At 65.5% G+C, this 24,805-nt stretch carries 23 protein-coding genes, 2 tRNA genes and 1 pseudogene; 16 read left to right on the forward strand and 10 right to left on the reverse strand.

Annotated elements, in window-relative coordinates; all coding sequences use genetic code 11:
• Nucleotides 1-35 precede the first annotated feature (35 nt).
• On the reverse strand, nucleotides 36-698 hold the full coding sequence (locus OKW41_RS35395) for a YceD family protein (protein ID WP_429575469.1): 663 nt from the start codon (nucleotides 696-698) through the stop codon (nucleotides 36-38).
• 309 nt (nucleotides 699-1,007) lie between these two features.
• Between OKW41_RS35395 and OKW41_RS35400 the strand changes: the two genes are divergently transcribed.
• Nucleotides 1,008-1,625 (forward strand): Maf-like protein, encoded by a 618-nt coding sequence (locus OKW41_RS35400; protein WP_429575470.1) that lies wholly within the window; start codon nucleotides 1,008-1,010, stop codon nucleotides 1,623-1,625.
• The gene (locus OKW41_RS35405; protein WP_429451050.1) at nucleotides 1,622-2,341 is read left to right on the forward strand and encodes an SAM-dependent methyltransferase; all 720 of its coding nucleotides are present in this window, start codon (nucleotides 1,622-1,624) and stop codon (nucleotides 2,339-2,341) included. The genes OKW41_RS35400 and OKW41_RS35405 overlap by 4 nt, the downstream gene beginning before the upstream one ends.
• Nucleotides 2,342-2,453: 112 nt before the next feature.
• Here OKW41_RS35405 and OKW41_RS35410 read toward each other — a convergent pair whose 3' ends face one another.
• Genes OKW41_RS35410 through OKW41_RS35425 form a run of 4 tightly spaced genes read right to left on the reverse strand, consistent with a single transcriptional unit; the run spans nucleotide 2,454 to nucleotide 5,598 of the window.
• A complete protein-coding gene (locus OKW41_RS35410; protein WP_429451052.1) occupies nucleotides 2,454-3,455 on the reverse strand; it encodes a S49 family peptidase in 1,002 nt (333 codons plus the stop codon).
• 28 nt (nucleotides 3,456-3,483) lie between these two features.
• On the reverse strand, nucleotides 3,484-3,900 hold the full coding sequence (locus OKW41_RS35415) for a Rieske (2Fe-2S) protein (RefSeq protein ID WP_429451054.1): 417 nt from the start codon (nucleotides 3,898-3,900) through the stop codon (nucleotides 3,484-3,486).
• Nucleotides 3,897-4,556: an HAD-IA family hydrolase gene (locus OKW41_RS35420; RefSeq protein WP_429451056.1), complete on the reverse strand. Its 660-nt coding sequence runs from the start codon at nucleotides 4,554-4,556 to the stop codon at nucleotides 3,897-3,899. Before OKW41_RS35420 ends, OKW41_RS35415 begins: the two co-directional genes overlap by 4 nt.
• A complete protein-coding gene (locus OKW41_RS35425; RefSeq protein WP_429575471.1) occupies nucleotides 4,549-5,598 on the reverse strand; it encodes an RluA family pseudouridine synthase in 1,050 nt (349 codons plus the stop codon). Before OKW41_RS35425 ends, OKW41_RS35420 begins: the two co-directional genes overlap by 8 nt.
• A 725-nt stretch (nucleotides 5,599-6,323) precedes the next feature.
• Between OKW41_RS35425 and OKW41_RS35430 the strand changes: the two genes are divergently transcribed.
• From OKW41_RS35430 to OKW41_RS35455, 6 genes and pseudogenes are all read left to right on the forward strand, one after another.
• Nucleotides 6,324-9,560: an Rne/Rng family ribonuclease gene (locus OKW41_RS35430; protein ID WP_429575472.1), complete on the forward strand. Its 3,237-nt coding sequence runs from the start codon at nucleotides 6,324-6,326 to the stop codon at nucleotides 9,558-9,560.
• Nucleotides 9,561-9,750: 190 nt separating this feature from the next.
• Nucleotides 9,751-10,860, forward strand: a complete 1,110-nt coding sequence (gene moaA / locus OKW41_RS35435; RefSeq protein WP_429451060.1) for a GTP 3',8-cyclase MoaA — start codon at nucleotides 9,751-9,753, stop codon at nucleotides 10,858-10,860.
• A gap of 11 nt (nucleotides 10,861-10,871) precedes the next feature.
• Nucleotides 10,872-11,499: pseudogene (gene mobA, locus OKW41_RS35440) on the forward strand (molybdenum cofactor guanylyltransferase MobA).
• A gap of 61 nt (nucleotides 11,500-11,560) precedes the next feature.
• Nucleotides 11,561-12,877 (forward strand): molybdopterin molybdotransferase MoeA, encoded by a 1,317-nt coding sequence (gene moeA / locus OKW41_RS35445; RefSeq protein ID WP_429575473.1) that lies wholly within the window; start codon nucleotides 11,561-11,563, stop codon nucleotides 12,875-12,877.
• Between the two features lie 100 nt (nucleotides 12,878-12,977).
• Nucleotides 12,978-13,253 (forward strand): hypothetical protein, encoded by a 276-nt coding sequence (locus OKW41_RS35450; RefSeq protein ID WP_008923126.1) that lies wholly within the window; start codon nucleotides 12,978-12,980, stop codon nucleotides 13,251-13,253.
• Entirely contained in the window at nucleotides 13,253-13,735 is a 483-nt protein-coding gene (locus OKW41_RS35455) for an N-acetyltransferase family protein (protein WP_429451065.1), read from the forward strand. The genes OKW41_RS35450 and OKW41_RS35455 overlap by 1 nt, the downstream gene beginning before the upstream one ends.
• A gap of 18 nt (nucleotides 13,736-13,753) precedes the next feature.
• Here OKW41_RS35455 and OKW41_RS35460 read toward each other — a convergent pair whose 3' ends face one another.
• The 5 genes from OKW41_RS35460 to pncB all read right to left on the reverse strand — a co-directional run bounded on the left by OKW41_RS35460 (nucleotide 13,754) and on the right by pncB (nucleotide 19,812).
• The gene (locus tag OKW41_RS35460) at nucleotides 13,754-15,202 is read right to left on the reverse strand and encodes a DNA recombination protein RmuC (protein WP_429451066.1); all 1,449 of its coding nucleotides are present in this window, start codon (nucleotides 15,200-15,202) and stop codon (nucleotides 13,754-13,756) included.
• A complete protein-coding gene (locus OKW41_RS35465) occupies nucleotides 15,199-16,188 on the reverse strand; it encodes a 2-hydroxyacid dehydrogenase (RefSeq protein WP_429451068.1) in 990 nt (329 codons plus the stop codon). Before OKW41_RS35465 ends, OKW41_RS35460 begins: the two co-directional genes overlap by 4 nt.
• Nucleotides 16,189-16,236: 48 nt before the next feature.
• Complete coding sequence (locus OKW41_RS35470) at nucleotides 16,237-17,625, reverse strand: sodium:proton antiporter (protein ID WP_429454501.1); 1,389 nt, start codon at nucleotides 17,623-17,625, stop codon at nucleotides 16,237-16,239.
• 139 nt (nucleotides 17,626-17,764) lie between these two features.
• Nucleotides 17,765-18,427 (reverse strand): LutC/YkgG family protein, encoded by a 663-nt coding sequence (locus OKW41_RS35475; RefSeq protein WP_184073768.1) that lies wholly within the window; start codon nucleotides 18,425-18,427, stop codon nucleotides 17,765-17,767.
• Between the two features lie 188 nt (nucleotides 18,428-18,615).
• Nucleotides 18,616-19,812, reverse strand: a complete 1,197-nt coding sequence (gene pncB / locus OKW41_RS35480; RefSeq protein ID WP_429451070.1) for a nicotinate phosphoribosyltransferase — start codon at nucleotides 19,810-19,812, stop codon at nucleotides 18,616-18,618.
• A gap of 293 nt (nucleotides 19,813-20,105) precedes the next feature.
• Here pncB and fdxA point away from each other — a divergent pair, with 293 nt between their 5' ends.
• The 8 genes from fdxA to OKW41_RS35520 all read left to right on the forward strand — a co-directional run bounded on the left by fdxA (nucleotide 20,106) and on the right by OKW41_RS35520 (nucleotide 24,723).
• Nucleotides 20,106-20,429, forward strand: coding sequence for a ferredoxin FdxA (gene fdxA, locus OKW41_RS35485; RefSeq protein WP_429575474.1), 324 nt, complete (start codon nucleotides 20,106-20,108; stop codon nucleotides 20,427-20,429).
• A 118-nt stretch (nucleotides 20,430-20,547) separates the two neighbouring features.
• A tRNA-Asn gene (locus OKW41_RS35490) sits at nucleotides 20,548-20,623 on the forward strand.
• A 62-nt stretch (nucleotides 20,624-20,685) separates the two neighbouring features.
• A tRNA-Asn gene (locus OKW41_RS35495) sits at nucleotides 20,686-20,761 on the forward strand.
• Nucleotides 20,762-20,920: 159 nt separating this feature from the next.
• Nucleotides 20,921-21,397: a CreA family protein gene (locus OKW41_RS35500; protein ID WP_429575475.1), complete on the forward strand. Its 477-nt coding sequence runs from the start codon at nucleotides 20,921-20,923 to the stop codon at nucleotides 21,395-21,397.
• A gap of 121 nt (nucleotides 21,398-21,518) precedes the next feature.
• Complete coding sequence (locus OKW41_RS35505) at nucleotides 21,519-22,361, forward strand: AraC family transcriptional regulator (protein WP_429575476.1); 843 nt, start codon at nucleotides 21,519-21,521, stop codon at nucleotides 22,359-22,361.
• 177 nt (nucleotides 22,362-22,538) lie between these two features.
• Complete coding sequence (locus OKW41_RS35510) at nucleotides 22,539-23,300, forward strand: AzlC family ABC transporter permease (RefSeq protein ID WP_187612388.1); 762 nt, start codon at nucleotides 22,539-22,541, stop codon at nucleotides 23,298-23,300.
• Nucleotides 23,297-23,620 carry an AzlD domain-containing protein gene (locus OKW41_RS35515; RefSeq protein WP_429575477.1) on the forward strand — a complete coding sequence of 108 codons (324 nt, stop codon included), beginning with the start codon at nucleotides 23,297-23,299 and terminating at the stop codon, nucleotides 23,618-23,620. The genes OKW41_RS35510 and OKW41_RS35515 overlap by 4 nt, the downstream gene beginning before the upstream one ends.
• A 335-nt stretch (nucleotides 23,621-23,955) precedes the next feature.
• Complete coding sequence (locus OKW41_RS35520; RefSeq protein ID WP_429451078.1) at nucleotides 23,956-24,723, forward strand: DUF4088 family protein; 768 nt, start codon at nucleotides 23,956-23,958, stop codon at nucleotides 24,721-24,723.
• Nucleotides 24,724-24,805: the final 82 nt, after the last annotated feature.

A 24,805-nucleotide genomic window follows, 5' to 3' on the forward strand; every position in this document is an offset into this window, starting at 1 on the left:
GGCCAATGCGCCCGCATCGCGCCCCCTGCAACTGTTTAGCGCTTCTTGCCGCCCGGTTCGTCGCGTTTCAGACTTTCGAGCGCCGCGAACGGATTGCGCCGCTCGCTGGACTGGTCCGGCTTGCTGGCATCGCCAGCTTCTTCCTGCGCGGCTTCGTCGCCCTCGCCTTCGCCTTCGCTACCGTCCGTGCCCGAGACAAGGCTCTCGTGCACTTCGGGACAGACCTCGTGTTTGGGCACGAGCGGCAAGGAAAGCAGCAACTCTTCTTCGATCAAGTCGATGAGATCGAACTGGCGCGAGCCGACGATCACCTCGACTTGATCCTCGTCCAGCGGAAACTCTTCGGCTTCCGCCTCCGTATTGACGATCCGGTAAGTTGCATCGACGTTGAACGCCTGCGAATACGGCGTCAAGCACCGCTGGCATTCGAGCCACGCGGCACCGTGAATCGCCAGCCGCAGATAAGGCTGGGAACCTTCGGTGCCATCGTCCTGCAATTCCGGCTGCGTCGTCCCTTCGGCCTGCCATGTGAACACGGTGTCGCGATCTGGCGCTTCCGCCGGGACTTCGTTTAACATGCGCGGCAGTTGCGAGACGCGCACGACACCCGCGGCCTGACGCCCGCTCCGCGCAAATTCGAACAGATCGAGTTCATGCGGGTCGGACGGACCTGCAGGTTTGCCAGGATGTTGAGTCATGTGCGCTCCTGCGTCGGCAAGCATGTTGCCGGGGTGATTCGCGAAGGATGATCAGATCCGCCGCGAAGATAATCCGGTGTGCGGGGCAGCCAGTGGGGCCCGCGGCCGTTGCGTTCACCCTGCCGGGCTTTTCTTCAACCTTCCGACTGCCGAAAGCCGCTGAACGCGCCGAGACCCTTCAAGTGCAAGCATACCGTGAAAAGCCCGAAATGATATCCGTTTTGTCTTTTCGAGTCAAACACTTAAGCCCGTACGTACGGGAGCCTCGCGCGACCCCGTACGACCCGCCGCTCCCGTTGCCCGCAAACTATGCCTGAATCCTCCAAACGCCCGCCACGCCTGATTCTGGCGTCGAGTTCGCGGTATCGCCGCGAGTTGCTCGAACGCCTGCGCGTGCCGTTCGACGTCGTCGTGCCTGCGATCGACGAAACCCCGCTCGCCGCCGAAACGCCCGAAGCCACTGCGCTGCGCCTCGCCGAAGCCAAAGCGCGTGCGGCCGCCCAAGGCCTCCCCGCCGACCAACACGCGCTCGTGATCGGCTCCGACCAGGTCGCCACCTACGACGGCCTGCAGATCGGCAAACCCGGCACGCACGACAGGGCACTCGCGCAATTGCAGGCGATGCGCGGCCGCGACGTTTTGTTTCACAGCGCGCTGTGTCTGTTCGACAGCGCGACGGACAGCGCGCAAACGATCGACGTGATCACCCGCGTGCGCTTTCGCGATCTGCCGGACGCGGCCCTCGACGCCTACCTGCACGCTGAAACACCGTACGACGTGGCCGGTAGCGCCAAATCCGAAGGGCTTGGCATCGCGCTGCTGGAGGCCATCCATTCCGACGACCCGACCGCGCTCGTCGGCCTGCCGCTTATCGCGCTGTCGCACATGCTGCTCGCGGCCAACTACCCGCTTTTGGGGGCCCGATGACCGGTACGCTCTATCTCATTCCCAACACGCTCGGCGAAGGCGACGCAAGCGCGCTCGATCTGGTGCTGCCCGCGCCCGTACGCGCCCGCGCCGCGTCGCTGCACTATTACATTGGCGAAAACGCCAAAACCACGCGCGCGTTCCTGAAGAAAGTCGGCCCCGATCGGCCGATTCAAGAAATCGAGATTCGCGAACTGAACGTCAATACGCCGGCCGGCGAAATCGACAAGCTGCTCGCGCCGCTGCTGTCGGGCACCGATGCGGGCCTCGTCTCCGAGGCTGGCTGCCCTGCAGTCGCGGACCCGGGCGCGCTGCTGGTGCGACGCGCGCACGAGCGCGGCGTAAAGGTTGTGCCGCTGGTCGGGCCGAGTTCGATTCTGCTCGCGCTGATGGCATCGGGGCTGAACGGCCAAAGCTTCGCGTTTCACGGCTACCTGCCCGTCGACGTCACCGAGCGCGCTAAACGTCTGCGCGAACTCGAGCAGCAGTCGCGCAAGAGCAAGCAAACGCAGATCTTCATCGAAACGCCGTACCGGAATCGCGCGCTGCTCGATACCTTGCTCGCGACCTGCGCGCCGTCGACGCTGGTCTGCGTGGCGGTCGATCTGACGCTGCCGAGCGAAGTGATCGCAAGCCGGAGCGTCGCCGACTGGAACAAGAAGGCGGAGATCGACCTGCATAAGCGGCCGGCGATTTTTCTGATTCTGGCGGCCTGAACGTAGGCACCGGCCAGGCAGCTGAGGGCGACCTGGGCCCGAAACTCACAACGCAAAGTCCGCGCGATCGGCCAAAACCGACCGCGCGGGTGTCCTTTTTTTAACTGGGGATTCAACGCAGATTCATTTTCGCGCCGAGCGCCATCGCCCGAACCGCGCCGGCGCCGACGGCCGCGCCGAATTTGCGGGCAACGCGATCCGTAATGCTCTCTTTCACCGTGTAATCGATGATATCCGGCGCCTTGAAGATCTCCCGCGCGACGTAATCTGCATCGCCAAAACCGTCCGCGAGTCCAAGTTCGACGCTCTTCTGCCCCGTCCAGAATAGACCCGAGAACATGTCCGGTGTCTCACGCAGACGCTTGCCGCGCCCTTGACGCACCGCGTCGATGAACTGCGCGTGGATCTGATCGAGCATAACCTGCGCATGTTCGTCCATCTTCGGCGTTTCGGGCGAAAACGGATCAAAAAAGCCTTTGTTCTCACCCGATGTGTGCAGTCGGCGCTGAATCCCCAACTTGTCCATCAGGCCGGTGAAACCAAAGCTGTCCATCAGCACGCCGATCGAACCGACGATACTCGCCTTGTCGACATAGATCTTCTCCGCCGCCGCGGCCGCGTAGTAGCCGCCGGACGCGCACATGTCGCCGACCACGACATATAGCGGAATAGACGGATATTTGCCGCGCAATCGCCGAACTTCGCTGTTGATAATGCCCGCTTGCACTGGACTGCCGCCCGGGCTGTTGCAATAAAGAATCACGCCGGCTGTATCGGAATCTTCAAACGCGGAATCGAGTGCAGTGTTGATATCTTCGGCGTTCGCGCGCGCATCCGTTGCGATCTCGCCATCAAGCGAAACCATTGCCGTATGACGGCCAGTCGTGGCGACCCGCTCGCCCGAGAAGTTCAGCGCACCCCATACCGCCAGCGCGAGCACTGCGAGGAACAGGAAGCGGAAGAAAATCCGCCAACGTCGCGCGGCGCGTTGCTCGTTGATCGCGGCGAGCGCGATGCGCTCGAGCGCGGCCCTTTCCCAGCCGGGCTGGTCGGCGGATGCACGGGAGCCGCCTCCCGAGGCAGGATCCTTTTCGGGGGTCAAATTGTCGGACATGCGGACAGTGGAAAATTGGAAGAGGAAATCAGCGCGTAACCGGCAGCAAATCGCCGTCAGGCAGCCAGAATACCGCACGGCCCTCGAGCGTATCGCGTTCCTCGACCTGCACGGGACGCAATCTGCCCCCGCGACACGGACCACCGACGCATTTGCCAGTATCCGGCGCGTAAATCGCGCCATGTGTCGCGCACATCAAGTATAAGCCGGACGATTCGAAGAACTGCCCTTCCTGCCAGTCGAGCTCCATCGGCACATGAGCGCAACGGTTCAAATAGCCGTAGGCGCAGCCATCATAGCGGACAAAAAACACCACGGCATCCTGCCCGCCGAGCCGCGCGTCGCGCCGGATGCCGTCGCCACCGTCGACCAGCTCGTCGGCCGCGCAAATGCGCACTGCCTGCGCAGCCGCGGCAGTAGCAGTACCCACGCCGTCGGCGCTCATGCGTTCTCCCGCAACCAACCGGACAGATCGCTGATGCTCGACGCCACGAACTTCGGTGACATCGCATTCAGCGAATTCGCCGGATGCGCGCCATAAGTCACGCCAATGCCCGCCACGCCGGCGTTGAGCGCCATCTGCAGATCGTGTGTCGTATCGCCGATCATGACCGTGCGCGCCGTATCCTGCCCCAATTCGCGAGTGAGCTCGTGCAGCATGGCCGGATGCGGTTTCGAGAAGGTTTCGTCAGCGCAGCGCGTGCCGTCGAACAGGCTCGTCAGGCGCGCCTGGTCAAGCGCGCGATTGAGCCCGACGCGGCTCTTGCCGGTCGCGACCGCGAGCAGATAGCCGACGTCGCGCAACTCCTGGAGCATCTCGCGCACGCCGGGGAACAGCTCGGTAGTCTGGTCTTTTACAAGAAAATGGAAGCGGTAACGCTCAGAAAGCCGCGGGTAGTCGGCCGGATCGAGCGTCGGCGCGGCAATCTGCAGCGCGTCGCGCAGGCCGAGGCCGATGACGTAGCTCGCGGCTTCGTCCGCGGGAACCGGCAGGCCGAGATCGCGGCACGCCGCCTGGATGCTGCGCGTGATATGCGCGGTGGAATCCATCAGCGTGCCATCCCAGTCAAACACGATCAGATCGAATTGCTCTCTAGCCATGCAAGGTCGTCTCCGGGTTGAACCCAGTGCGCAGTTCGTTGAGTTGTTCTATAAAGCCGCGGCAGTCGGCAGGCAGCGGTGCCTCCAGCTGCAGCGGCGCGCCCGTCGCAGGATGCGTGAGCTTGAGCCGGTAAGCGTGCAGAAACATCCGCTTGATGCCGGGCTTCGCGTTGGCGCGCGCAAGCGCCTTGTTCAGCGCGAAATCACCATATTTGGCGTCACCGACGATCGGTAGTGCCAGATGCTGCAGATGCACGCGAATCTGGTGCGTACGCCCCGTCTTCAGTTCCGCCTCCAGCAGCGCATATTCCGGCCAGCGCTCGACCAGATTGAAGATCGTGTGCGAAGCGAGGCCATCGGCCTGCACGCGCACGCGGCGCTCGCCGTCGGCGGTCAGGTACTTGTGAAGTGGCTCCTTTACCACGCGGCGGCGACCCCAGTCGCTCGCCCATTCGCCGTGCACGCAAGCGTAGTAGCGCTTGTCCATCCGGTTATCGCGAATCTGCTCGTGCAGATTGACGAGCGCCGCGCGCTTCTTCGCGAGCATCAGGATGCCCGAGGTCTCTCGATCCAGTCGATGCACGAGTTCCAGGAATTTCGCCTGCGGCCGCGCCTCGCGCATCTGCTCGATTACACCGAACGCGACACCGCTGCCCCCGTGGACTGCAACGCCGGCCGGCTTGTCGATCACGAGCAGATGCTCGTCTTCGAACAGGATGTGAAAGCCCGGCGCGGGCACGGGCACGCGGGCTGCGGCCTGATTCGGCTGCGCGACGCGGATCGGCGGCACACGCACCAGATCGCCCAGTTCGAGCCGGTACTGCGCGTCGATCCGGCCCTTGTTCACACGCACTTCACCGCTGCGCAGGATGCGATAAATATGACTTTTCGGCACGCCCTTGCAGACGCGCAGCAGGAAATTGTCGATGCGCTGACCAGCCGACCGGTCGTCGATTTCGATCAGCGAAACCTGGTCGCTTGAAACCGAGTCTTCGACCGCGCCTGCAACCGATCTCTGGGATGTTTTGCCTAACTCTTTCATTCTGAATATAATTTGCCCAGCAGTCCGCGACGGCCGGCGCAGTGTCCGGAATGCGGGCGGATTGCGCGAGCGCAAGCGATAAACCGTTATTTTACTTGCGCCGGGGTCTGGTTGCTCGCCCTGAAAATGAGATGCAACAAGTTGCACGCACGAAGTCAGCTCCCGGCAGGGACGGCGCCCGCAGGCGCGTTCGGTCAAGGTCGGCTTCGACGGTAACGGAATTTTGGTAAAAAAGAATTTAGCTTTCAGCTTCGTGATCCGGGTGGTATGACGCCCAGCTGGACGAACCTGCAAGTCGCGAAAATACGGCGTGCGCCCAAGGCGTCTTGTAGAAAGTACAAGACATGGCGACGTCAAAAGAAGGCGAGACACCCCCAGCAGGAAAAGACGCGCCGCCTGCGCGAACTTCCCGTTGCGGCATGACCGCGGACTTCGGCCCTTCGCTCGCGCGCCCATTTGGCGCGCCGGCTTCAGAGGGCGAAGACTTATGAAGGTCTGCTGGCTAAACGCGGCGTGTCAGGCCATGATTTGAAGCCGTGTTCGCATGTGCCCTGCGGCACCGTGCCCTTTTTTACCGGGCTGGGCCCTCTCAGGCAATTCTCCCGCCATCTTTCCCGCTCCAGCGTGTTTGTGAAAACACAATAAGACGCGGCACGCCTACTCTCCCCGCTCTCGCGACTGACAACCGCGCAGCTGGGCCGGCGAGGCCGCTCTGGAGCCGTTCAATGAAACGAATGTTGTTCAACGCGACGCAGCAGGAAGAACTGCGCGTCGCCATCGTCGATGGGCAAAAACTCATCGACATCGATATCGAAACCGCCGGCCGCGAACAGCGCAAAGGCAATATTTACAAGGGCATCATCACGCGCATCGAGCCGTCGCTCGAGGCCTGCTTCGTCAACTACGGCGAAGACCGTCACGGCTTCCTGCCGTTCAAGGAAGTCGCCCGCCAGTACTTCCGCGATGGCGTCGACATGCGTTCCGCACGCATCCAGGACGCACTGAAGGAAGGTCAGGAACTGATCGTCCAGGTCGAAAAGGAAGAACGCGGCAACAAGGGCGCAGCCCTGACCACGTTCATCTCGCTCGCCGGCCGCTATCTGGTGCTGATGCCGAACAACCCGCGCGGCGGCGGCGTGTCGCGCCGGATCGAAGGCGACGACCGTCAGGAACTGCGCGAAACCATGGCGCAGCTGCAACTGCCGGAAGGCATGAGCATCATCGCGCGCACGGCCGGCATCGGCCGCAGCGCCGAAGAGCTGCAGTGGGATCTGAACTACCTGATGCAGCTGTGGCGCGCAATCGAAGCCGCGTCGCAAAGTGGCACGGCCGGCCAGCCGATGCTGATCTATCTCGAATCGAGCCTCGTGATCCGCGCGATTCGCGACTACTTCCAGCCCGATATCGGCGAAATCCTGATCGACACGACCGAAATCCATGACCAGGCCCGCGCCTTCATGGACATCGTGATGCCGGACAACGTCGGCAAGGTAAAGCGCTATCACGACGACGTGCCGCTCTTCTCGCGCTTCCAGATCGAGCACCAGATCGAAACCGCGTACTCGCGCACCGTGCCGCTGCCGTCGGGCGGCGCGATCGTCATCGACCACACCGAAGCGCTCGTCGCGATCGACGTGAACTCGGCGCGCGCCACCAAGGGCGCGGACATCGAGGAAACGGCCGCGCGCACGAACCTCGAAGCCGCCGACGAAGTCGCCCGCCAGCTGCGTCTGCGCGACCTGGGCGGCCTGATCGTGATCGACTTCATCGACATGGAATCGGCCAAGAGCCAGCGCGAAGTCGAACAGCGCCTGAAAGACGCGCTCAAGCACGACCGCGCCCGCGTCCAGATGGGCAAGATCTCGCGCTTCGGCCTCATGGAGCTGTCGCGTCAGCGTCTGCGTCCGGCGCTGTCGGAAGGCAGCCATGTGACGTGTCCGCGCTGTAACGGCACGGGCCACATCCGCGATACCGAATCGTCCGCGCTGCAAGTGCTGCGGATCATTCAGGAAGAAGCGATGAAGGAAAACACCGCGGCGATCCACTGCCAGGTGCCGGTCGAAGTGACCGCCTTCCTGTTGAACGAGAAGCGCGCCGAAATCAACAAGATCGAGTCGCGTTTCAAGGTCAACGTCGTGCTGATCCCGAACAAGCACCTCGACACGCCGCACTACAAGCTCGAGCGTCTGCGTCACGACGACGCGCGCCTCGACGAGCCGCGCGCATCGTGGAAGATGGCCGAAGAAGCGGCCCGCGAACTCGAATCGGAAACCGGCTACAGCAAGCGCGCTGAGGAAGTGAAGCCGAAGCAGGAAGCGGCGGTCAAGGGCATCACGCCCGAGAAGCCCGCGCCGAGCGCGCCGGTCCGCCCGGCGGCTACCCCCGCTCCGGTCGCGGTGACGCCGGCCAGCGGCGGCTTCATCGGCTGGCTGAAGAATCTGTTCGGCATGCAGCCGGCTGCTCCGGCACCCGCGGCGCCGGCCACCACCGACAAGCAGGCCCGTCCGCAACGCGGCGAGCGCGCCGAGCGCGGTGAGCGCACGGGCGAGCGCGGCGGCGATCGCAACCGCAATCGCCGTGGCGGCGCAGGCGGTCGCGACGCGGCAGCGCGTGGCGAAGGCGTGACCGGCGGCCGTCAGGCGCAAGGTCAGCAGCCGTCGCCGCGTCGCGAGGAACGCGAAGGCCGCGAGGCACGCGAGGGCCGCGAACCGCGCGCGCCGCGTGAGCAACGCGAACCGCGTGAGGCGCGTGAAGGCCGTGAACTGCGTGAGGCTCGCGAGCCGCGTGAAGCGCGTGAACCGCGCGAGGCTCGCGAACGCGACACCCGCGGCGCCGAGCGCGCGGAAGCCGTCGAAGGCACGGCACGCGGTGAGCGTCGCGAGCGTGGCGAGCGCGCTGAACGCGTCGAGCGTGGCGAGCGTCGCAAGCCGCAGGCGGAAGCCGTCTCGGCGCTGACGCAAACCGACACGCAAGCTGCCGACGAACTGGCGCACAACCGCGCCGCAGCGGGTGAAAATGGCGTGCCGGTCGATCAGGAAACAGTCGCACGTGACGGCGAAGAGCGTCGTCGTCGCCGCCGCGGCCGTCGTGGTGGTCGTCGCGAGCGTGAAGAGGACGTGAATGGCAATCTCGCGGCGGATGTCGCGGAAGCAGAAGGCGACAACGTTGCCGCCAGCGACGAAGCGCCGGTGCGCACCCAGCAGCCGGTCGAGCACACGCCTGCAGTCAGCGAAGCGAAGGAAGTGACCCCGGTCGAAGTGGTGGTCGCCGCTGTCGCAACGGAAAGCGCCGTCGTGGCCGAACTGCATGCGGCAGCCGAAACGCCGGCTCTCGCCGCGGAGAATGCCGCGAAGACCGAAAAGGTCGTGCCGGTGGAAGAGGCCCCGGCGGCGTCGATCGAACCCGTGGCGGCGGAGCCGGCTATCGAAGCGCCAGCGCAGGCAGAGCAAGCCGCGTCGGCCGCGAGCGAACCGCTTACGCCGGCCGCTTCGGTCGAACCCGCCGCGCATGCCGAATCCCCGGCAGTCGAGCCGGCCCTGGAAGTGCAGCCGACCGTCCCGACCGAACCGCGAGCCGTCCCGGCTGCGCTCGACACCGCGGCTCCGGCCACGATCGTCGAAGCGCCGGCAGCCATGCCGGCACCGCAGGCCGAAATCGTCGAGCCGCAACCGGTCGTCGCAACGGAACCGGCCGTGGTCGAACCGGCGCCCGTCGCCGCGGCCCCGCAGCCGGCCCCCGTCCGCAGCGCAGCCCCCGCCGCCGCATCGGCCGACGCCTTGCAGCCGATCCTCGAGCAGGCTGGCCTGACCTGGGTGAACACCGACGCCGACAAGCTGCGTGCCGCGCAGGAAGCGGCGGCGCAGACGGTCAAGCCGCCGCGCGTGATCCGTGAGCGCAAGGCGCTGCCGCCAGTCGACCACGCGCCGATGCAACAGGTCGAAACGATCAAGCATCCGCAGTAAGCCGCGTCGTTGTTCGTGAAAAAGCCCGCCCTTTCCGGCGGGCTTTTTCTTTAGGCGGTCATTTGTCGCCGCGAGCCGCGCCGCTCCGCTCCCCGTATACCCCGACAACGTCCGTCGCGCACCTGCCGCCACCGGCATTTCCGATAGAATCAATCATCCCGGTCCGTTAAAGCACCTGACGAAGCATTTCATGTCACGACGCATCATTCCTGTTGCCGATCTCAGCGCAGCGCCGGTCATCACCGGCCCAGTGCAGACACCTAGCGGCGTGCTGCACGATGCGCTCGCGCGTCCGCTGCACGATCTGCGCATCTCGGTGACGGACCGCTGCAACTTCCGCTGCGTGTATTGCATGCCGCGCGCAGTGTTCGACAAGGACTATGCTTTCCTGCCGCACAGCGCGTTATTGAGTTTCGAGGAAATCGAGCGGCTCGCGCAGTTGTTCGTCGCGCATGGCGTCGAGAAAATTCGCCTGACCGGCGGCGAGCCGCTACTGCGCAAGAACCTCGAATTCCTGATCGAACGGCTCGCCCGGTTGACCACGCCTGCGGGCCGTCCGCTCGATCTCACGCTGACCACCAACGGCTCGCTGCTCGCGCGCAAGGCGCGCAGCCTGAAGGACGCCGGCCTCACGCGCGTGACCGTCAGCCTCGATGCGCTCGACGATGCGCTGTTCCGCCGCATGAACGACGCCGACTTCGCGGTCGCCGACGTGCTCGATGGCATCGCCGCCGCGCACGCGGTCGGGCTCGCGCCGGTCAAAGTAAACATGGTCGTCAAACGCGGTACCAACGACGGCGAAATCGTCCCCATGGCGCGTCATTTCAAAGGCACGGGCGCGGTGCTGCGCTTCATCGAGTACATGGACGTCGGCACCTCGAACGGCTGGAACATGACCGAAGTGCTGCCTTCCGCCGACGTCGTCACGCGCATCGCCGAGCATCTCCCGCTGGTGCCGCTCGAAGCGCACAGCGCCGCCGAAACTGCGCAACGCTGGGGTTATGTCGACGGCGGCGGCGAGATCGGCGTCATTTCGAGCGTCACCCGCGCGTTCTGCGGCAATTGCACGCGCGCGCGTTTGTCGACCGAGGGCAAGCTATACCTGTGCCTGTTCGCATCGACCGGACATGACCTGCGCGCGCTGTTGCGCGGCGGTGCGAGCGATGCCGGGATCGCCACCGCCATCGCCGAAATCTGGCATGGCCGCGGCGACCGCTACTCGCAGCTGCGCGGCAGCCAGCCGGCCGATCAGGGCGAGCCGGCCAAGCGTCGCGTGGAAATGTCCTACATCGGCGGCTGAGCGGCCGACGCATGTCCATCCCCCGCGAACAGATCACTGGCCTCGTGCTCGCGGGCGGGCGCGGCACGCGCATGGGCGGCGTCGACAAGGGGTTGCGGCCGCTGCACGGCGAACCGCTCGCCGCTCACGTGCTGCGGCGCCTCGCGCCGCAGACCGGCCCGCTGATGATCAGCGCGAACCGCCATCCCGACACCTATGCGGCGCTCGGCGCGCCATATCGCGCAACGCTCGTCGCCGACACCCTCCCCGACTTTCCCGGCCCGCTCGCCGGCATGCTCGCCGGACTGCGCGCCGCCGGCACGGCGTACCTGCTGAGCGCGCCCTGCGATTCGCCGTGGCTACCGGCCGACCTCGCCGCGCGCCTCGCGGATGCGCTCGACGCGAACCACGCCGACATCGCAACGGCCACCACCGTCGACACCGGTGGAGAAATCTCCCTGCACCCGGTATTCGCGCTGATGCGCACCGCCGTCGCGGACGACCTGGCCGCGTTTCTGGCCTCCGGCGAGCGCAAGGTCCGCGCGTGGTACGCGCGCCACAAGACGGTCGAAGTCGTCTTATGCCGACGAGCGCGCGTTCTACAATGCCAACTCGTTACAAGAACTCGCCGACCTCGAACGCAATCGGGGCCCCGGCTGACATCCGCTCCGGCCGCACGGCAACAGCCGCGCCCGTCACCGGTCGCGACGCCCAGCCATTCATGACCACGCTCAACGACTTTTCCCGCTGCGTCGCGCAGTACGATCCTCATGCGCTACCCGTCCCGGCCGCTCAGGCGATCGTCCGGCAGTGGGCGACGCCGGTCGCGGCCGTCGAGCGCTTGGCGTTGCGCGATGCACTCGACCGCGTGCTAGCCGCCGACATCGTGTCGCCGATCGACGTGCCCGCGCACGACAACTCCGCGATGGACGGCTACGCGTTCAATCACGCGGCGCTCGCGGCCGGTATGCGAGCCGGCGCGGACAGCGTCGAGCTGACGGTCGCCGGCAAGGCGCTCGCCGGTCATCCGTTCGCGGGCCGCGTCGCGGCGAACCAGTGCGTGCGCGTGATGACGGGCGCCTGCATGCCTGCCGGTTGCGACACTGTCGTGCCGCAGGAACAGGTGGAGCGCGACGGTGCGGATTCCACGTCGATCCGCTTCGCCGCCAGCGCGGTGGCGGCGGGCGCGAACCGCCGCCGCGCCGGCGAAGATCTCGCGCGCGGCCACGTCGCGCTGCATGCCGGCCGCATCGTGCGCGCGTCGGACCTCGGCCTGCTCGCGTCGCTCGGCATTGGCGAAGTCAGCGTGCGGCGGCGTTTGCGCGTCGCGTTCTTTTCGACCGGCGACGAACTGCGCTCGCTCGGCGAGCCGCTCGACGCGGGCTCGGTCTACGACAGCAACCGCTACACGCTGTTTGCGATGCTGCGGCACCTGAACATCGACGCGCTCGATCTCGGCGTCGTGCGTGACGAGCCGGCCGCGCTCGAAGCCGCGCTGCGCAGTGCCGCGGCCAACGCCGACGTGGTGCTGACTTCGGGCGGCGTGTCGGTCGGCGAAGCGGACTTCACGAAGCAGCTGCTACAGACCTTCGGCGACGTCGCCTTCTGGAGTCTCGCGATGCGCCCCGGCCGGCCGCTCGCGTTCGGCCGCCTGTGGTCCGGCGCACAGCCCGGGCTCGGCAAACCTGCGCTATTCTTCGGCCTGCCCGGCAATCCGGTCGCCGTGATGGTGACGTTCTATCAGATCGTGCGCGAAGCGCTGCTGCTGATGGCCGGCGCGACGCCGCGGCCGCTGCCGGTGATTCACGCGACGAGCCGCGTGGCGGTGGGCAAGCGCGCGGGCCGCACCGAATTCCAGCGCGGCATCGCCGTGCAGGACGCGCACGGACACTGGCACGTGAGCCCGACCGGGTCGCAAAGCTCAGGCGTGCTGAGCTCGATGAGCGAAGCGAACTGCTTCATCGTGCTCGGCCACGACGAGGGCGACATCGACGTCGGCGATCGCGTGTCGATCATGCTGTTCGACGGGCTCATCTGACGTTCCAGGCGGCGCATCGATCGCACGACATCGGCACCACAGCAGCACTTCATCGACACTCCACCCACTATCACTACTACGACACACGGGTTTGACTTACATGAAAAAACAGATCTCGTTCATCGCACCAGGACAGACGGCCAAAGCGCTGATCCTCGTGTATCTGACGTTCTCGGTGCCGATCGTGCTGCTCGGCGTGGTGGTCGCGTTCGTGCGCTATGGCTCGGTCGAGCTGAGCACGGTGTTCAGCGCGCTGCTGCTGAACGCGATCCTCGGCTTCGTGCTGTTGTGGATCGCGTGCCACGCCTACAACTGGGTCGCGTCGCGCTTCGGTGGTATCGAAATCCATCTGGCTGACGCACCGGAAGAAGCGTAATGCCCGCGACGATCCGCGCCGCCAAGCCCACGGATACCGGCGCGATCTTCGCGCTCACCTACGAACTCGCGCAGTTCGAGAACCTCACGCACATCTTCGTCGCGACGGAAGATAGCCTGCGCGACGCGCTGTTCGGCGCGCGGCCGTCGATCGAAGCGCTGGTTGCCGAAGACGCGGGGAGCATCGTGGGCTATGCACTGTTCTTCCACAATTTTTCGAGCTTCGCGGGCCGCCGCGGGCTCTATCTCGAAGACGTCTACGTGCCGCCCGCGCAGCGGGGCAGCGGGCTCGGCACCGCGCTTCTGCGACACGTCGCGGCACTGGCCGTGGAGCGGCAATGCGCGCGCTTCGAGTGGACCGTGCTCGACTGGAATCAGCCGGCGATCAGCTTCTATCAGAAGATGGGGGCGACGGTGTTGCCGGACTGGCGCGTCGTGCGCGTGACGGGCGATGCGCTGGCGCGGCTGGCTGCAAGGGCGTGAATTCCAGCGCCTCGCCCCTCATTGCTCATCAGGCTCCACATTCGACAGCGCATCGCCGATCAACCCGCTCGCCTCGTCGCCCGGTAACGCCTCGACGTCGCGCAGCTTGCGGTTCATCATGCGCGTGCGCGTTTCCGCGGCCTCGATCGAACGCGTGACGGTTTCGAGCTGCGCCTTGGTCTTCGCGAGCACGTCGCCGAATTTGCCGAACTCCGTCTTCACCGCGCCGAGTACCTGCCACACCTCGCTCGAACGCTTTTCGATCGCGAGCGTGCGGAAACCCATCTGCAGACTATTGAGCAACGCGGTCAGCGTGGTCGGCCCCGCAATCGTCACGCGATAGTCCCGCTGCAGCTGATCCGTGAGTCCCGGTCGGCGCAGCACTTCCGCGTACAGGCCTTCGGTCGGCAGGAACAGCAGCGCGAAGTCGGTCGTATGCGGCGGCGCCACGTACTTCTCCGCGATCGTGCGCGCCTCCGCGCGAATTCGCACTTCGAGCGCGCGCGATGCTTCCTCGACCGCGACCGGATCGGCGCGCTCCTGCGCTTCGATCAGCCGCTCGTAGTCCTCGCGCGGGAATTTGGCGTCGATCGGCAGCCATACCGGCGTATTCGCGCCGCCGGGCTCCGGCCGCCCCGGCAGACGAATCGCGAACTCCACGCGATCGGCGCTCTTCGGCACCGTCGCGACGTTCTTCGCGTATTGATCGACGGTCAGCAGTTGTTCGAGCAAGGCTTCGAGTTGCACTTCGCCCCACGTGCCGCGCGTCTTCACGTTGGTCAGCACGCGCTTCAGATCGCCGACGCCGGCCGCCAGCGTCTGCATTTCACCGAGGCCGCGATGCACCTGTTCGAGCCGGTCGGACACGAGCTTGAACGACTCGCCGAGACGCTGCTCAAGCGTTGCGTGCAGTTTTTCGTCCACGGTACGGCGCATTTCCTCGAGCCGCGTCGCGTTGTTCGCCTCGATGTCCTTCAGACGCTGCTCGATCGTCGCGCGCACTTCGGCGAAGCGCCGGTCGTTCGCCTCGGTTAGTTGCCCGAGTTGCAGGCTCAGCGTGTCGCCGAACTGCTTCAGCGAGCGGCCCTGCTCGTCGCGCGCCTGCTGCGCCTGTGCCTGCAGGCTGTGACGCACGGCGTCGAGCTGTTGCGCGAAGCCGTCGATCTTGCCGCCCTGCACCGTCGTCATGCTGCTGAACTGCGCGGCGAGCGTCTGCTGAAAATGCGCGAAGCCGCTGCTTTGCTCGGTGCGCGACACGCGCGCGGTCTCGGCGATGTCGTTGCGCAGTTGCCGCTCGAGCCGCTCGGCGGTATGCGCCTGCGCGTCGACAACGGCATCGACGCGTTCGTTCAGCATCTCGAACTGTTCGCGCTGCTCCGTGCGGTCGTGACCGCGTAGCAGCAAGGCCAGTGCGATCACGAGGGCAACCGCCAGCACCGCGACGGCCGCCACCAGAATCATTGTCATGAACGCGCCTTGCCGATCACGTCGGGGTTGATCGGATTCGGCGGCTGACCGGCGCGCGGTCCTGCGCCGAGGCCGGCGATCAGGTTGTCCGCGGCGAGATTCGCCATGGCGCGGCGCGTGGTTTCGGTCGCGCTCGCGATGTGCGGCGTCAGCACGACGTTCGGCACGTTCAGCAGCGCCGGGTGCAGCTGCGGCTCGCCTTCGAACACGTCCAGACCGGCCGCCGCGATGCGCCTGTCACGCAGCGCGTCGGCCAACGCCGCATCGTCGACGATGCCGCCGCGCGCGATGTTGGTGAGCGTCGCGCTCGGCTTCATCAGCGCCAGTTCGGCCGCGCCGATCGTGTGGTGGTTGCCTTTGTTGTACGGCAGCACCAGCACGACGTGGTCGGCGCGCCGCAGCAGATCCTCTTTCGACACGTACTCCGCGTTCAGCTCGGCCTCTATTTGCGGCGCGACGCGCGAGCGATTGTGATAGAGGACCCGCATGTTGAAGCCCTGCGCGCGCCGCGCGAGCGCCTGGCCGATGCGGCCCATGCCGATCACGCCGAGCGTCGAACCGTATAGGTCGTTGCCGAGGAAGCCATCGTAGCTCCACTTCTGCCAATGTCCGGCGCGCAGCCAGTGCTCCGATTCGGCGATGCGGCGCGCGGCGGCCATCATCAGCGCCCAGCCGAAATCGGCGGTCGATTCGTTCAGCACGTCCGGCGTGTTGGTGCCGAGTACGTTCGCCGCGTTGAACGCGGCCATGTCGAAGTTGTTGTAGCCGACCGCCATGTTCGACACGACGCGCAGACGCGGCGCCGCGGCGAGCACGCCCGCGTCGATCATCTCGCCGGCCGTCAGCGCGCCGTCCTTGTCCGCGAGACGGCGCTTCAGTTCGTCGGCGGGCAACACGTCGCCCTCGTTCCAGTCGACGTCGAAGTACTGCTTGAGCTGGTCGATCACGTCGGGAAAGATCGAACGGGCAACGAGGATTTTCTGCAATGCAAGTCTCCGTATCGCACGTCGAGGGATTGTCTCGGCGTTGCAGAGTCAGCGTTCAAAAAAGAGCCAGCCAGTCAGCGCGAACAACGGCAGCAGCACCGCGCCGGACCAGCCCAGATACGCAAAAAAGCTCGGCATGCGCACGCCGCGCGATTGCGCGATCGCCTTCACCATGAAGTTCGGCGCGTTGCCGATGTAGGTGTTCGCGCCCATGAACACGGCGCCGGCCGAAATCGCCGCGAGCGTGGTCGCGCCGGTGGTCATCAAGGTCTGCGCATCGCCGCCGGCCAGGTTGAAGAACACGAGGTAGGTCGGCGCGTTGTCGAGAAACGAAGATAGCAGGCCGGTCGCCCAGAAGTACATGATGTCGCGCGGCTCGCCTGACGGATCATTGACCAGATGGACGATGCCCGCGAACGCGCCGGCTTCTCCCGCGCGCAGGATCATGATGACCGGCACGATCGTCACGAAGATGCCGGCGAACAGTTTGGCGACTTCCTCGATCGGCGCCCACTTGAAGTCGTTGCCCGCGCGGGCCGCGCGCGGTGTCCACGCGAGCGATAGCAGCGTGACGGCGATCAGCGCGGCGTCGCGCACGATGTTTTGCAACGCGACGTGCGTGCCGAGCACGTCGAATGTGATTTGCGGGCGCCAGAGTCCGCTCATCAGCACGAGCGCGATCACCGCGGCGAGCAGCACGAAATTGATCTTGCCGTCGATGCCGAGCGGCGCGCCGTCGGGCGTCGGATCGAGGAAAGCCGAACGCACTTCCTCGCGCTGGTGAAAGTAGTACGAGTCGAGTGCATAGAAAACGGCAAGCAGCAGGCCGCTCACGAACAGCATCGGGGGCGCGAGATGCGTAGTGGTCCAGAAAAAGCTCACGCCTTCGAGAAAACCGAGGAACAGCGGCGGGTCGCCGAGCGGCGACAGCGCGCCACCGACGTTCGCGACGAGGAAGATGAAGAACACGACCACGTGGGTCACGTGGCGGCGATTGTCGTTTGCGCGCAGCAACGGGCGGATCAGCAGCATCGCCGCGCCGGTCGTACCCATCACGCTCGCGAGCAAGGTGCCGAGCGCGAGAATCGCGGTGTTCAGACGCGGTGTGCCATGCAGGTTGCCGCCCACGCAGATGCCGCCCGCGACGGTATAGAGCGCGGTCAGCAGGATGATGAACGGGATGTACTCGTCGAGCATGGCATGCGCGAGCGCGCCGAGCGCCGCGCTCGCGCCGAAGCTCACGGCAAACGGCACGATGAACGCGAGCGCCCACGCCGCGGCGATCTTGCCGAAGTGGTGATGCCAGAGGGCTGGCGCGATCAGCGGAAAGATCGCGATCGACAGCAGCACACCCGCGAAGGGCAAGCCCCACAACGCCGACAAGCGCGCGCCGTCGAGCGTCTCAGCCTGCACGGACGGCGAGCACAGCGCAAGCATCGACGCAACGGCGAGCCACCGGCCCGCGCGGCCGGCCTGCGAATTCATGCCGAGACAGGCCGCGCGACGGCTTGCAACCGCACGCACGACAGATATCGCGTGTGTCGCGTATGCGCTGGCACGCCGCCGCGCGACGCGTTCAAGCATCCTGCACGACGATCGCATGCACCCGGTAGGGGCCGTGCGCGCCCAGCACGATGGTCTGCTCGATGTCGCCGGTGCGCGATGGTCCCGACACGAAATTGACCGCGCGCGGCAGCTCGCCGCGTTCCTTGCGGATCAGGTCGAACGCCTCTTCATGACCCGCGACGATGCGCGAGCCCGGCACGATCGCGATGTGCGTCTCCGGCAGCAGCCCGGCCGACGCATACGTCTCGGGACCGGACAGCAACACGAGCGTGCCGGTCTCCGCGGTCGCGCAGAAACAGCCGGTGAGACCGACCACGTCATTGTCTTGCGGTTTGCGATATTCGACGGCGAGGCCGGCTGCGGCCCACGGCAGATCGCGCAGCGTTTGCCACGCGATGGCCTGCAACGGCAAACCGTGTTGCGTCAGATAGCGATGCGCGGCGGCGGGTACATCGGCGAAGGTCTGAACGGTGTCGACAGTACTCGCCATTTTCTGCGCTTCCTCGATGAAGCGCGCGCGCAGATCGGTGGGCATGTCCGGACGCGGGCCGGCCGGATGACGCGCGAGATAGTCCGCCGCGGCTTCGCGCTCGGCGGCGCTCGGTTCGGGCTCGCGCCCTTGCGCGGCGCGGATGCGCGCCAGGATGTTGCGGCGGGCAATCGATGTGTCCATGGGAGAAATCCTCGTGTCGACGGCCGTGCGATATGGCGAGGATTATACCGGCCGCGCTCCGCGCGAACACCCTGGCCGAACGGCATATTGCCGCCAGTCGATCGCGCGGCGACACTGTTCGCCGTGCCCCCCCGAGCGCGAGCAGATCATGGTCAGGCGATGACCCGAAAAGCAGTCCGCAAAGCGCGCTACCTGGCCGCCTCTTCTTCCGGCTGCGCGATGCCGAACACCTGGCGCAGATACGCGAGATACGCCTTGTCCTCGCACATGTTCTTGCCCGGCGAGTCCGACAATTTCGCGACCGGCTGACCGTTGCAACGAACCATCTTGATCACGATCTGCAGCGGGTTGTAGCCGAGGTCGTTGGTCAGATTGGTGCCCACGCCGAACGCGAGCTTGCAGCGGCCGCGGAAGCGCTCGTATAGCTGCAGCACCTTCGGGATGTCGAGCGCGTCGGAGAACACGAGCACCTTCGTGCGCGGGTCGCAACGATTCGCCTCGTAGTGTTTGAGCAGGCGCTCGCCCCAGTCGAATGGGTCGCCGGAATCGTGGCGAGCGCCGTCGAACAGCTTGCAGAAGTACATGTCGAAGTCGCGCAGGAACGCCTGCATGCCGTACACGTCGGAGAGCGCGATCCCGAGGTCGCCGCGATATTCCTTCGCCCACATCTCGAAGCCGAAGATCTGCGAGTCGCGCAGCCGCGGACCGAGCGCCTGGCAAGCCTGCAGGTACTCGTGCGCCATCGTGCCGAGCGGTGTCAGGCTGTGCTTCATCGCGTAGAAGACGTTGCTCGTGCCGGCGAACTGCTCGCCGAGACCGTCCTTCAGCGTGAGGATCACTTCCTCGTGCCATTGCTTCGAGAAGCGGCGGCGCGTGCCGTAATCGGCGATCTTGCAGTCGGCGAACTCCGGACGAGCGCCGAGCAGTTGGATCTTGTCGAGCAGACGGCCACGGCCTACGTGATAGTCGGGCGTTTGCTGGGTGTTGCGGAAATAGACTTCATTGACGATCGCGAGCACCGGAATTTCGAAGAGGATCGTATGCAGCCACGGCCCCCTGATGTCGATGTCGATTTCGCCATTGCCCTTCGGCGACGGCGTGATCGAAATGTACTTCTCGTTCAGATGGAACAACGCGAGGAACTCGATGAAGTCGCCCTTGATGAAGCGCATGCGGCGCAGGTAGTCGAGTTCGTCGTCGGTGAAACGCAGTTCGCAGAGCTTGCGCACTTCGTCGCGAATCTCGTCGATGTACGGCACCAGATCGACGTTCGGCGTGCGGCAGCGGAAGCGGTACTCCACGTTGGCGGCGGGGAAGTGATGCAACACCACCTGCATCATCGTGAACTTGTACAGATCGGTATCGAGCAGCGAAGTAATAATCATGATGGTACGAACTGGACCGCTGAAAAAACGAAAAGGGCTCACTGCACCCTTGCAACGGACGCGCTGAGCCGAGCGGCGCGCCAACCTGATGCATGTTACCCGAATGCGTCCGCATCCAGCGTGCCACCGGGCCTTCGCGGCCATTCCGCGACCGCTCGCGGCACCCCATAAACTAATCACAAAAACATATATAAGACGCACGGCCCGATGCTTTATGCGCCTGTTGACGTTACGTTACAATATGTCTTTTGGCGTCCGCGCCTTCCCCGATTCCGCATGCAGGAGCTGCCTGAATGACTCACGTTGTGACCGAAAGCTGCATCAAGTGCCGCTATACCGACTGCGTCGATGTGTGCCCGGTGGACTGCTTTCGCGAAGGTCCCAACTTCCTCGCGATCGACCCCGATGAATGCATCGACTGCGCCGTGTGCGTGGCCGAGTGCCCGGTGAACGCCATCTATGCCGAAGAAGACGTGCCGGGCGACCAGCAGGACTTCATCGCGCTGAACGCCGACTTGGCGAAAGCGTGGCCGAGCATCACGAAGACCAAGGCGCCGCTACCGGATGCCGAGGAATTCAAGGATGTGAAGGAAAAGCTCGCGCTGCTCGCGCGCTGAGCGCGGCCGCCTGTCACCTGCCTTGGCCGTTCAGATTCAGTATCAGGATGAACGCCGAGGTATTGACAGACGTTTTAGCTGCCTCTACAATTTTGCTTCTCTGCTGTTGTTGTTCTGTTCCTCGATAGCTCAGTCGGTAGAGCGCCGGACTGTTAATCCGTAGGTCCCTGGTTCGAGCCCAGGTCGAGGAGCCAAGAATTGCAAAAGCCCGTTAATCAAGACGGGTTTTTTTATGTAGATCAAGTTGTACTGCTGTTCCTCGATAGCTCAGTCGGTAGAGCGCCGGACTGTTAATCCGTAGGTCCCTGGTTCGAGCCCAGGTCGAGGAGCCAAAAATTTTGAAAGGCCCGCATCCATGCGGGCCTTTTCGTTTTTGTGCCACGATGGACAGCCTCACGCGCGCCGCGCGCCGTTATACGATGGCGACTTCACGGCGCACGTTTCGCCCCGCTCTGGCGCCGGCACACTCCAGACACTCAACCGGCACGCTCATGAAATCCACCTCGCTACGCATCGCGCTCGCGGCCGTCGGCGCCCTGCTGCTTTCTTCGGCGCGCGGCGAAGAAATCGCCAGCGTCAATACGAATTTTCACGTTACCGGCTCCGACCGCGTGGTCGTGGAGGCCTATGACGATCCCATCGTGCAAGGCGTCACCTGCTACGTGTCGCGGGCGCGGACGGGCGGCGTCAAAGGCACGCTCGGCATCGCCGAAGATCCGACCGAGGCGTCGATCGCGTGCCGCCAGGTCGGGGAGTTGCATTTCACCGGCCCCGTCAAGCAGAAGGACGACGTGTTCTCGGTCAGCATGTCGCTGATCTTCAAGTCGCTGCACGTGGTGCGCGTGGTCGACACGAAGCGCAACGCCCTGGTCTATCTGACCTACAGCGACCGCGTCGTCAGCGGCAGCGCGAAAAACAGCGTGAGCGCCGTGCCCATGCCCAATGGCACGACGATTCCGGTCAAGTAAGGGCAAGTCAGGACAAGTACCGGCAATTGACGGCACCAGCGGCACGCGGCGCGGCGCTGCACACCCGCCGCCGTCCCCGACAACGACGCGTTAAACTGACCGGTCCAGCTAGACTTTCGTCATGACCGCCACCCCTCGTTTCCGCGATTCCGCCCGCTACTGGCGCACGCCGCTACTGCCCGGCGCGGATCTGCTCACCGCCGAATATCACGATCACGAGTTCGCGCCGCATTGGCACGACGCCTACACGATCCCGGTGATTGTCGCGGGTGCGGAATGCTATCGGTATAGCGGCGAGCACCATGTCGCCGAAGCGGGCAGCGTGCCGGTCATCAACCCGGGCGAGTTGCATACGGGGTCGAAGGCGGTCGAAGCGGGCTGGCGGTATCGCGTGATGTATGCGCCGGTCGAGTTCCTCTGCGCGCTGGCCGACGAAGTCGCCGGCAAGCCGCAGGCCTTACCGTGGTTCGCGCCCGGCGTGATCCGCGATTCCGATCTCGCGACGCGGCTCGCGCACGCCCACCGTCTGCTCGAAGCCGGCAACGACGCGCTCGCCGCCGAAACCGCGATGCTCGACGCGCTGTCCACGTTGCTGGTCCGCTATGCGCGGACGCGCCCCGCCACCGCTTGCGTCGCCACCGACGACAATCGCGTCGCACTGATGCAGGAGCGTCTGACCGGCGACCTCGTCGAACCGGTGACGCTCGCCGAGGTCGCGAAGGCAGCGGGTCTGTCGCCGTTCCACGCGGCGCGGCTATTCACCCAATCGACCGGCCTGCCGCCCCACGCGTGGCGCAATCAGGTGCGCCTGCAGCGCGCGCTCGCGCCGTTGCGCGCCGGCGTCCCGGTGACCGACGTCGCCGCCGCGAGCGGCTTCACCGATCAGAGCCATTTCACGCGGCATTTCCGGCGCATGTTCGGCGTGCCGCCGGGCCAATGGCAAGGAACGCAGCGCGGTTCGTAACGCGATGCGGCACCGCCGGCGCCTGTACCGCGCGCCGTGAGCGTGCCGCCGCAATCCGTCGGTTCGTCATCAGCCATTCCCCGCTACACCGTAGCACCCCATCAGCAACCCGCCGCAAGAACGTACAAGTCCGAACGCCGGTCAGCCGCTATGCTTCCGACATCAAGGAGGCTTAGATTGACCGATTCCACCCAAGGCCAGCCCACCCGGGGCGGCCATCTCAAAGAATTCGCCGCCGGCGCGCGCGACATCATCCCGATGATGGTCGGCGCCGCGCCGTTTGGCGTCATTTTCGGCACGCTCGTGACCTCCAGCCCGCTGCATCTGTGGCACGGCCAGTTGATGTCGCTCGTCGTTTTCGCGGGCTCCGCGCAGTTCATCGCGCTCGGGCTGATCGCCGGGCATGCGAGCTTCGCCGTGATCTGGGCGACCACGCTCGTCGTCAATCTGCGTCACGTGCTGTATAGCGCGACGCTCGCGCCGCACGTCGCGCATCTGCCGAAGCGCTGGCGTTGGGCGCTCGGCGCGCTGCTCACCGACGAAGTCTTCGCGGTCGCGTGGGAGCACTACCGGCATCGCGAGCCCGGCACGGTCGGCCCGTACTACTTCTTCGGCGCCGGCGTCGCGATGTATCTGAACTGGCAGCTATGGACCGTCGCCGGCCTGCTGTTCGGCGCGGCCTTCCCCGGCCTGCAGTCGCTCGGTCTCGACTTTGCGATGGTTGCGACGTTCATTGCGATCGTCGTGCCGCAACTGGTCGCGCTGCGCTATATCGCGGCGGCCGTCACCGCCGGCACGCTGGCGTTTTTCTGGCAGGCGTGGCCGTACAAGCTCGGCCTGCTCGGCGCAGTGTTCGCGGGAGTCGCGGTCGGCGTGCTGCTGTCGATGTCGCGTCTGAACCTGCGTGGCGCGCGCCGTCCCGTGGAGGCCACGCGATGAACTACGTCGTTCTGATCGTCGGCATGGCCGCGATTACGTGGTTGATCCGCGCGACCGTGTTCGTGCTCGGCGACCGGCTCGTGTTCCCGCCGCTTCTGCGCGCCGCGCTTAGCTTCGTTCCGGTCACCGTGCTGACCGCGATCATCGTCCCGATGGCCGTGTCGCCGCACGGCAACAACGCCGAGCTGAGTTGGCGCAATCCGCAGCTGGTCGGCGCGCTCGCCGCGATCGTCGTTAGCGCGCTGACGCGCCGGCCGCTGCTGACGATCGCAGTCGGTCTAGGCGTGTTCTTCGTCTGGCAGGGCGTGGTGCTGAAGTAAGCGCGCCCTGTCTCTACGCTCATCGACTCATCAGCGGTCCCGTCGACACCTCGCCGCGTCGCGGGCCGCGCACTCCCGTTCAAGCGACTCCCAAGCGGGCCATTGCCCGAAGCTTCCCTCCAAAGCGCCCGCGCGTCGCCGGGCCGCCCTCAAGTTTCCCGCTACCCCGCCGATATGCAGTCGAGGTCCGCTCATCGGGAGTCGTCCCGCTGGTTACGCGGCAACAGGCTGGAATCAAGCGCGTCGGCATCCGGCGTCGCGTCGCCTCGGTCCGCGAGCGGCCGGGCGATCTTGCGACGGCGCGCCGCGCGCGGCCGCATTAAACGGGATAACACATGGGTCAAATCACCCTGAAGCTCAAGGACGAGACCGTCGCGTCGCTGCGCAAGGACTTCGAGGCCTTTTTACGGGTCTCGCTGAAGCTCGATCCGCAGTTCGCGACGCCGTCGTTCGAGGATTTCTTACGCGCCAAGCTGCTCGACAACATGGTGCCGCTCACCGAGCACGCGGTACAGCGGATGCTGCAAGGCGGCCAGTACGCGTGGGCCAAACGCACGCTCGACAAGGAATTCCCGGACGTCGTGTCGATCCTGATGCGGCAGGCGGGCGAGTTCGGCTTCGGTTTCGCGGCGCGCTCGGAATGGACGCCCGAGGAGCTCACCAGGCAATGCCGCGAGTGGGCCGCCGCAATCGTCAAGGAAGCGGAAGGCGACGCGACGCTGGTCGACCCCCTCGCCTCGCAGATCAAGAGCACCGTGCAGGACATTCAGGCACTCGAGGAAGTGATGCAGACGCCGGCATGGCGGCTCGTCGAATCGCTGCGCCAGCGCGTCTACGAGGCGAAGGTCGCGTGCGAGACGAGCGTGGGCAGCACCGCGCGCGAGAAGCTCGGCGAACTGCGTGGGCTGTTGCGGCTAGGCATTTCGCACGGCACGTTCCAGAAGCAGGAAGCGCAGCAGATCATGGAGTATCTGCGGCTCTTGAAGCCGGAGATTTTCGTCGAGGAGCCGTACGACGTGTTCTCGCGGCTGGCGGCATGGCTGCGCAATTTCTTCGTGCCGCCGCCTCCGGTCGCGCAGCAACGGCAGCGGCAGTCGCGCTGAGCTTCCACTGACCCGCGCGGCGCGCGTCCCTTCGTCGGATAAACGCGCCCCCTGCCCGCGCGTCGATCCCAACGCGCGGTGC

This window comes from Paraburkholderia sp. UCT70 (assembly GCF_050434085.1).
Taxonomy (GTDB): domain Bacteria; phylum Pseudomonadota; class Gammaproteobacteria; order Burkholderiales; family Burkholderiaceae; genus Paraburkholderia; species Paraburkholderia tuberum.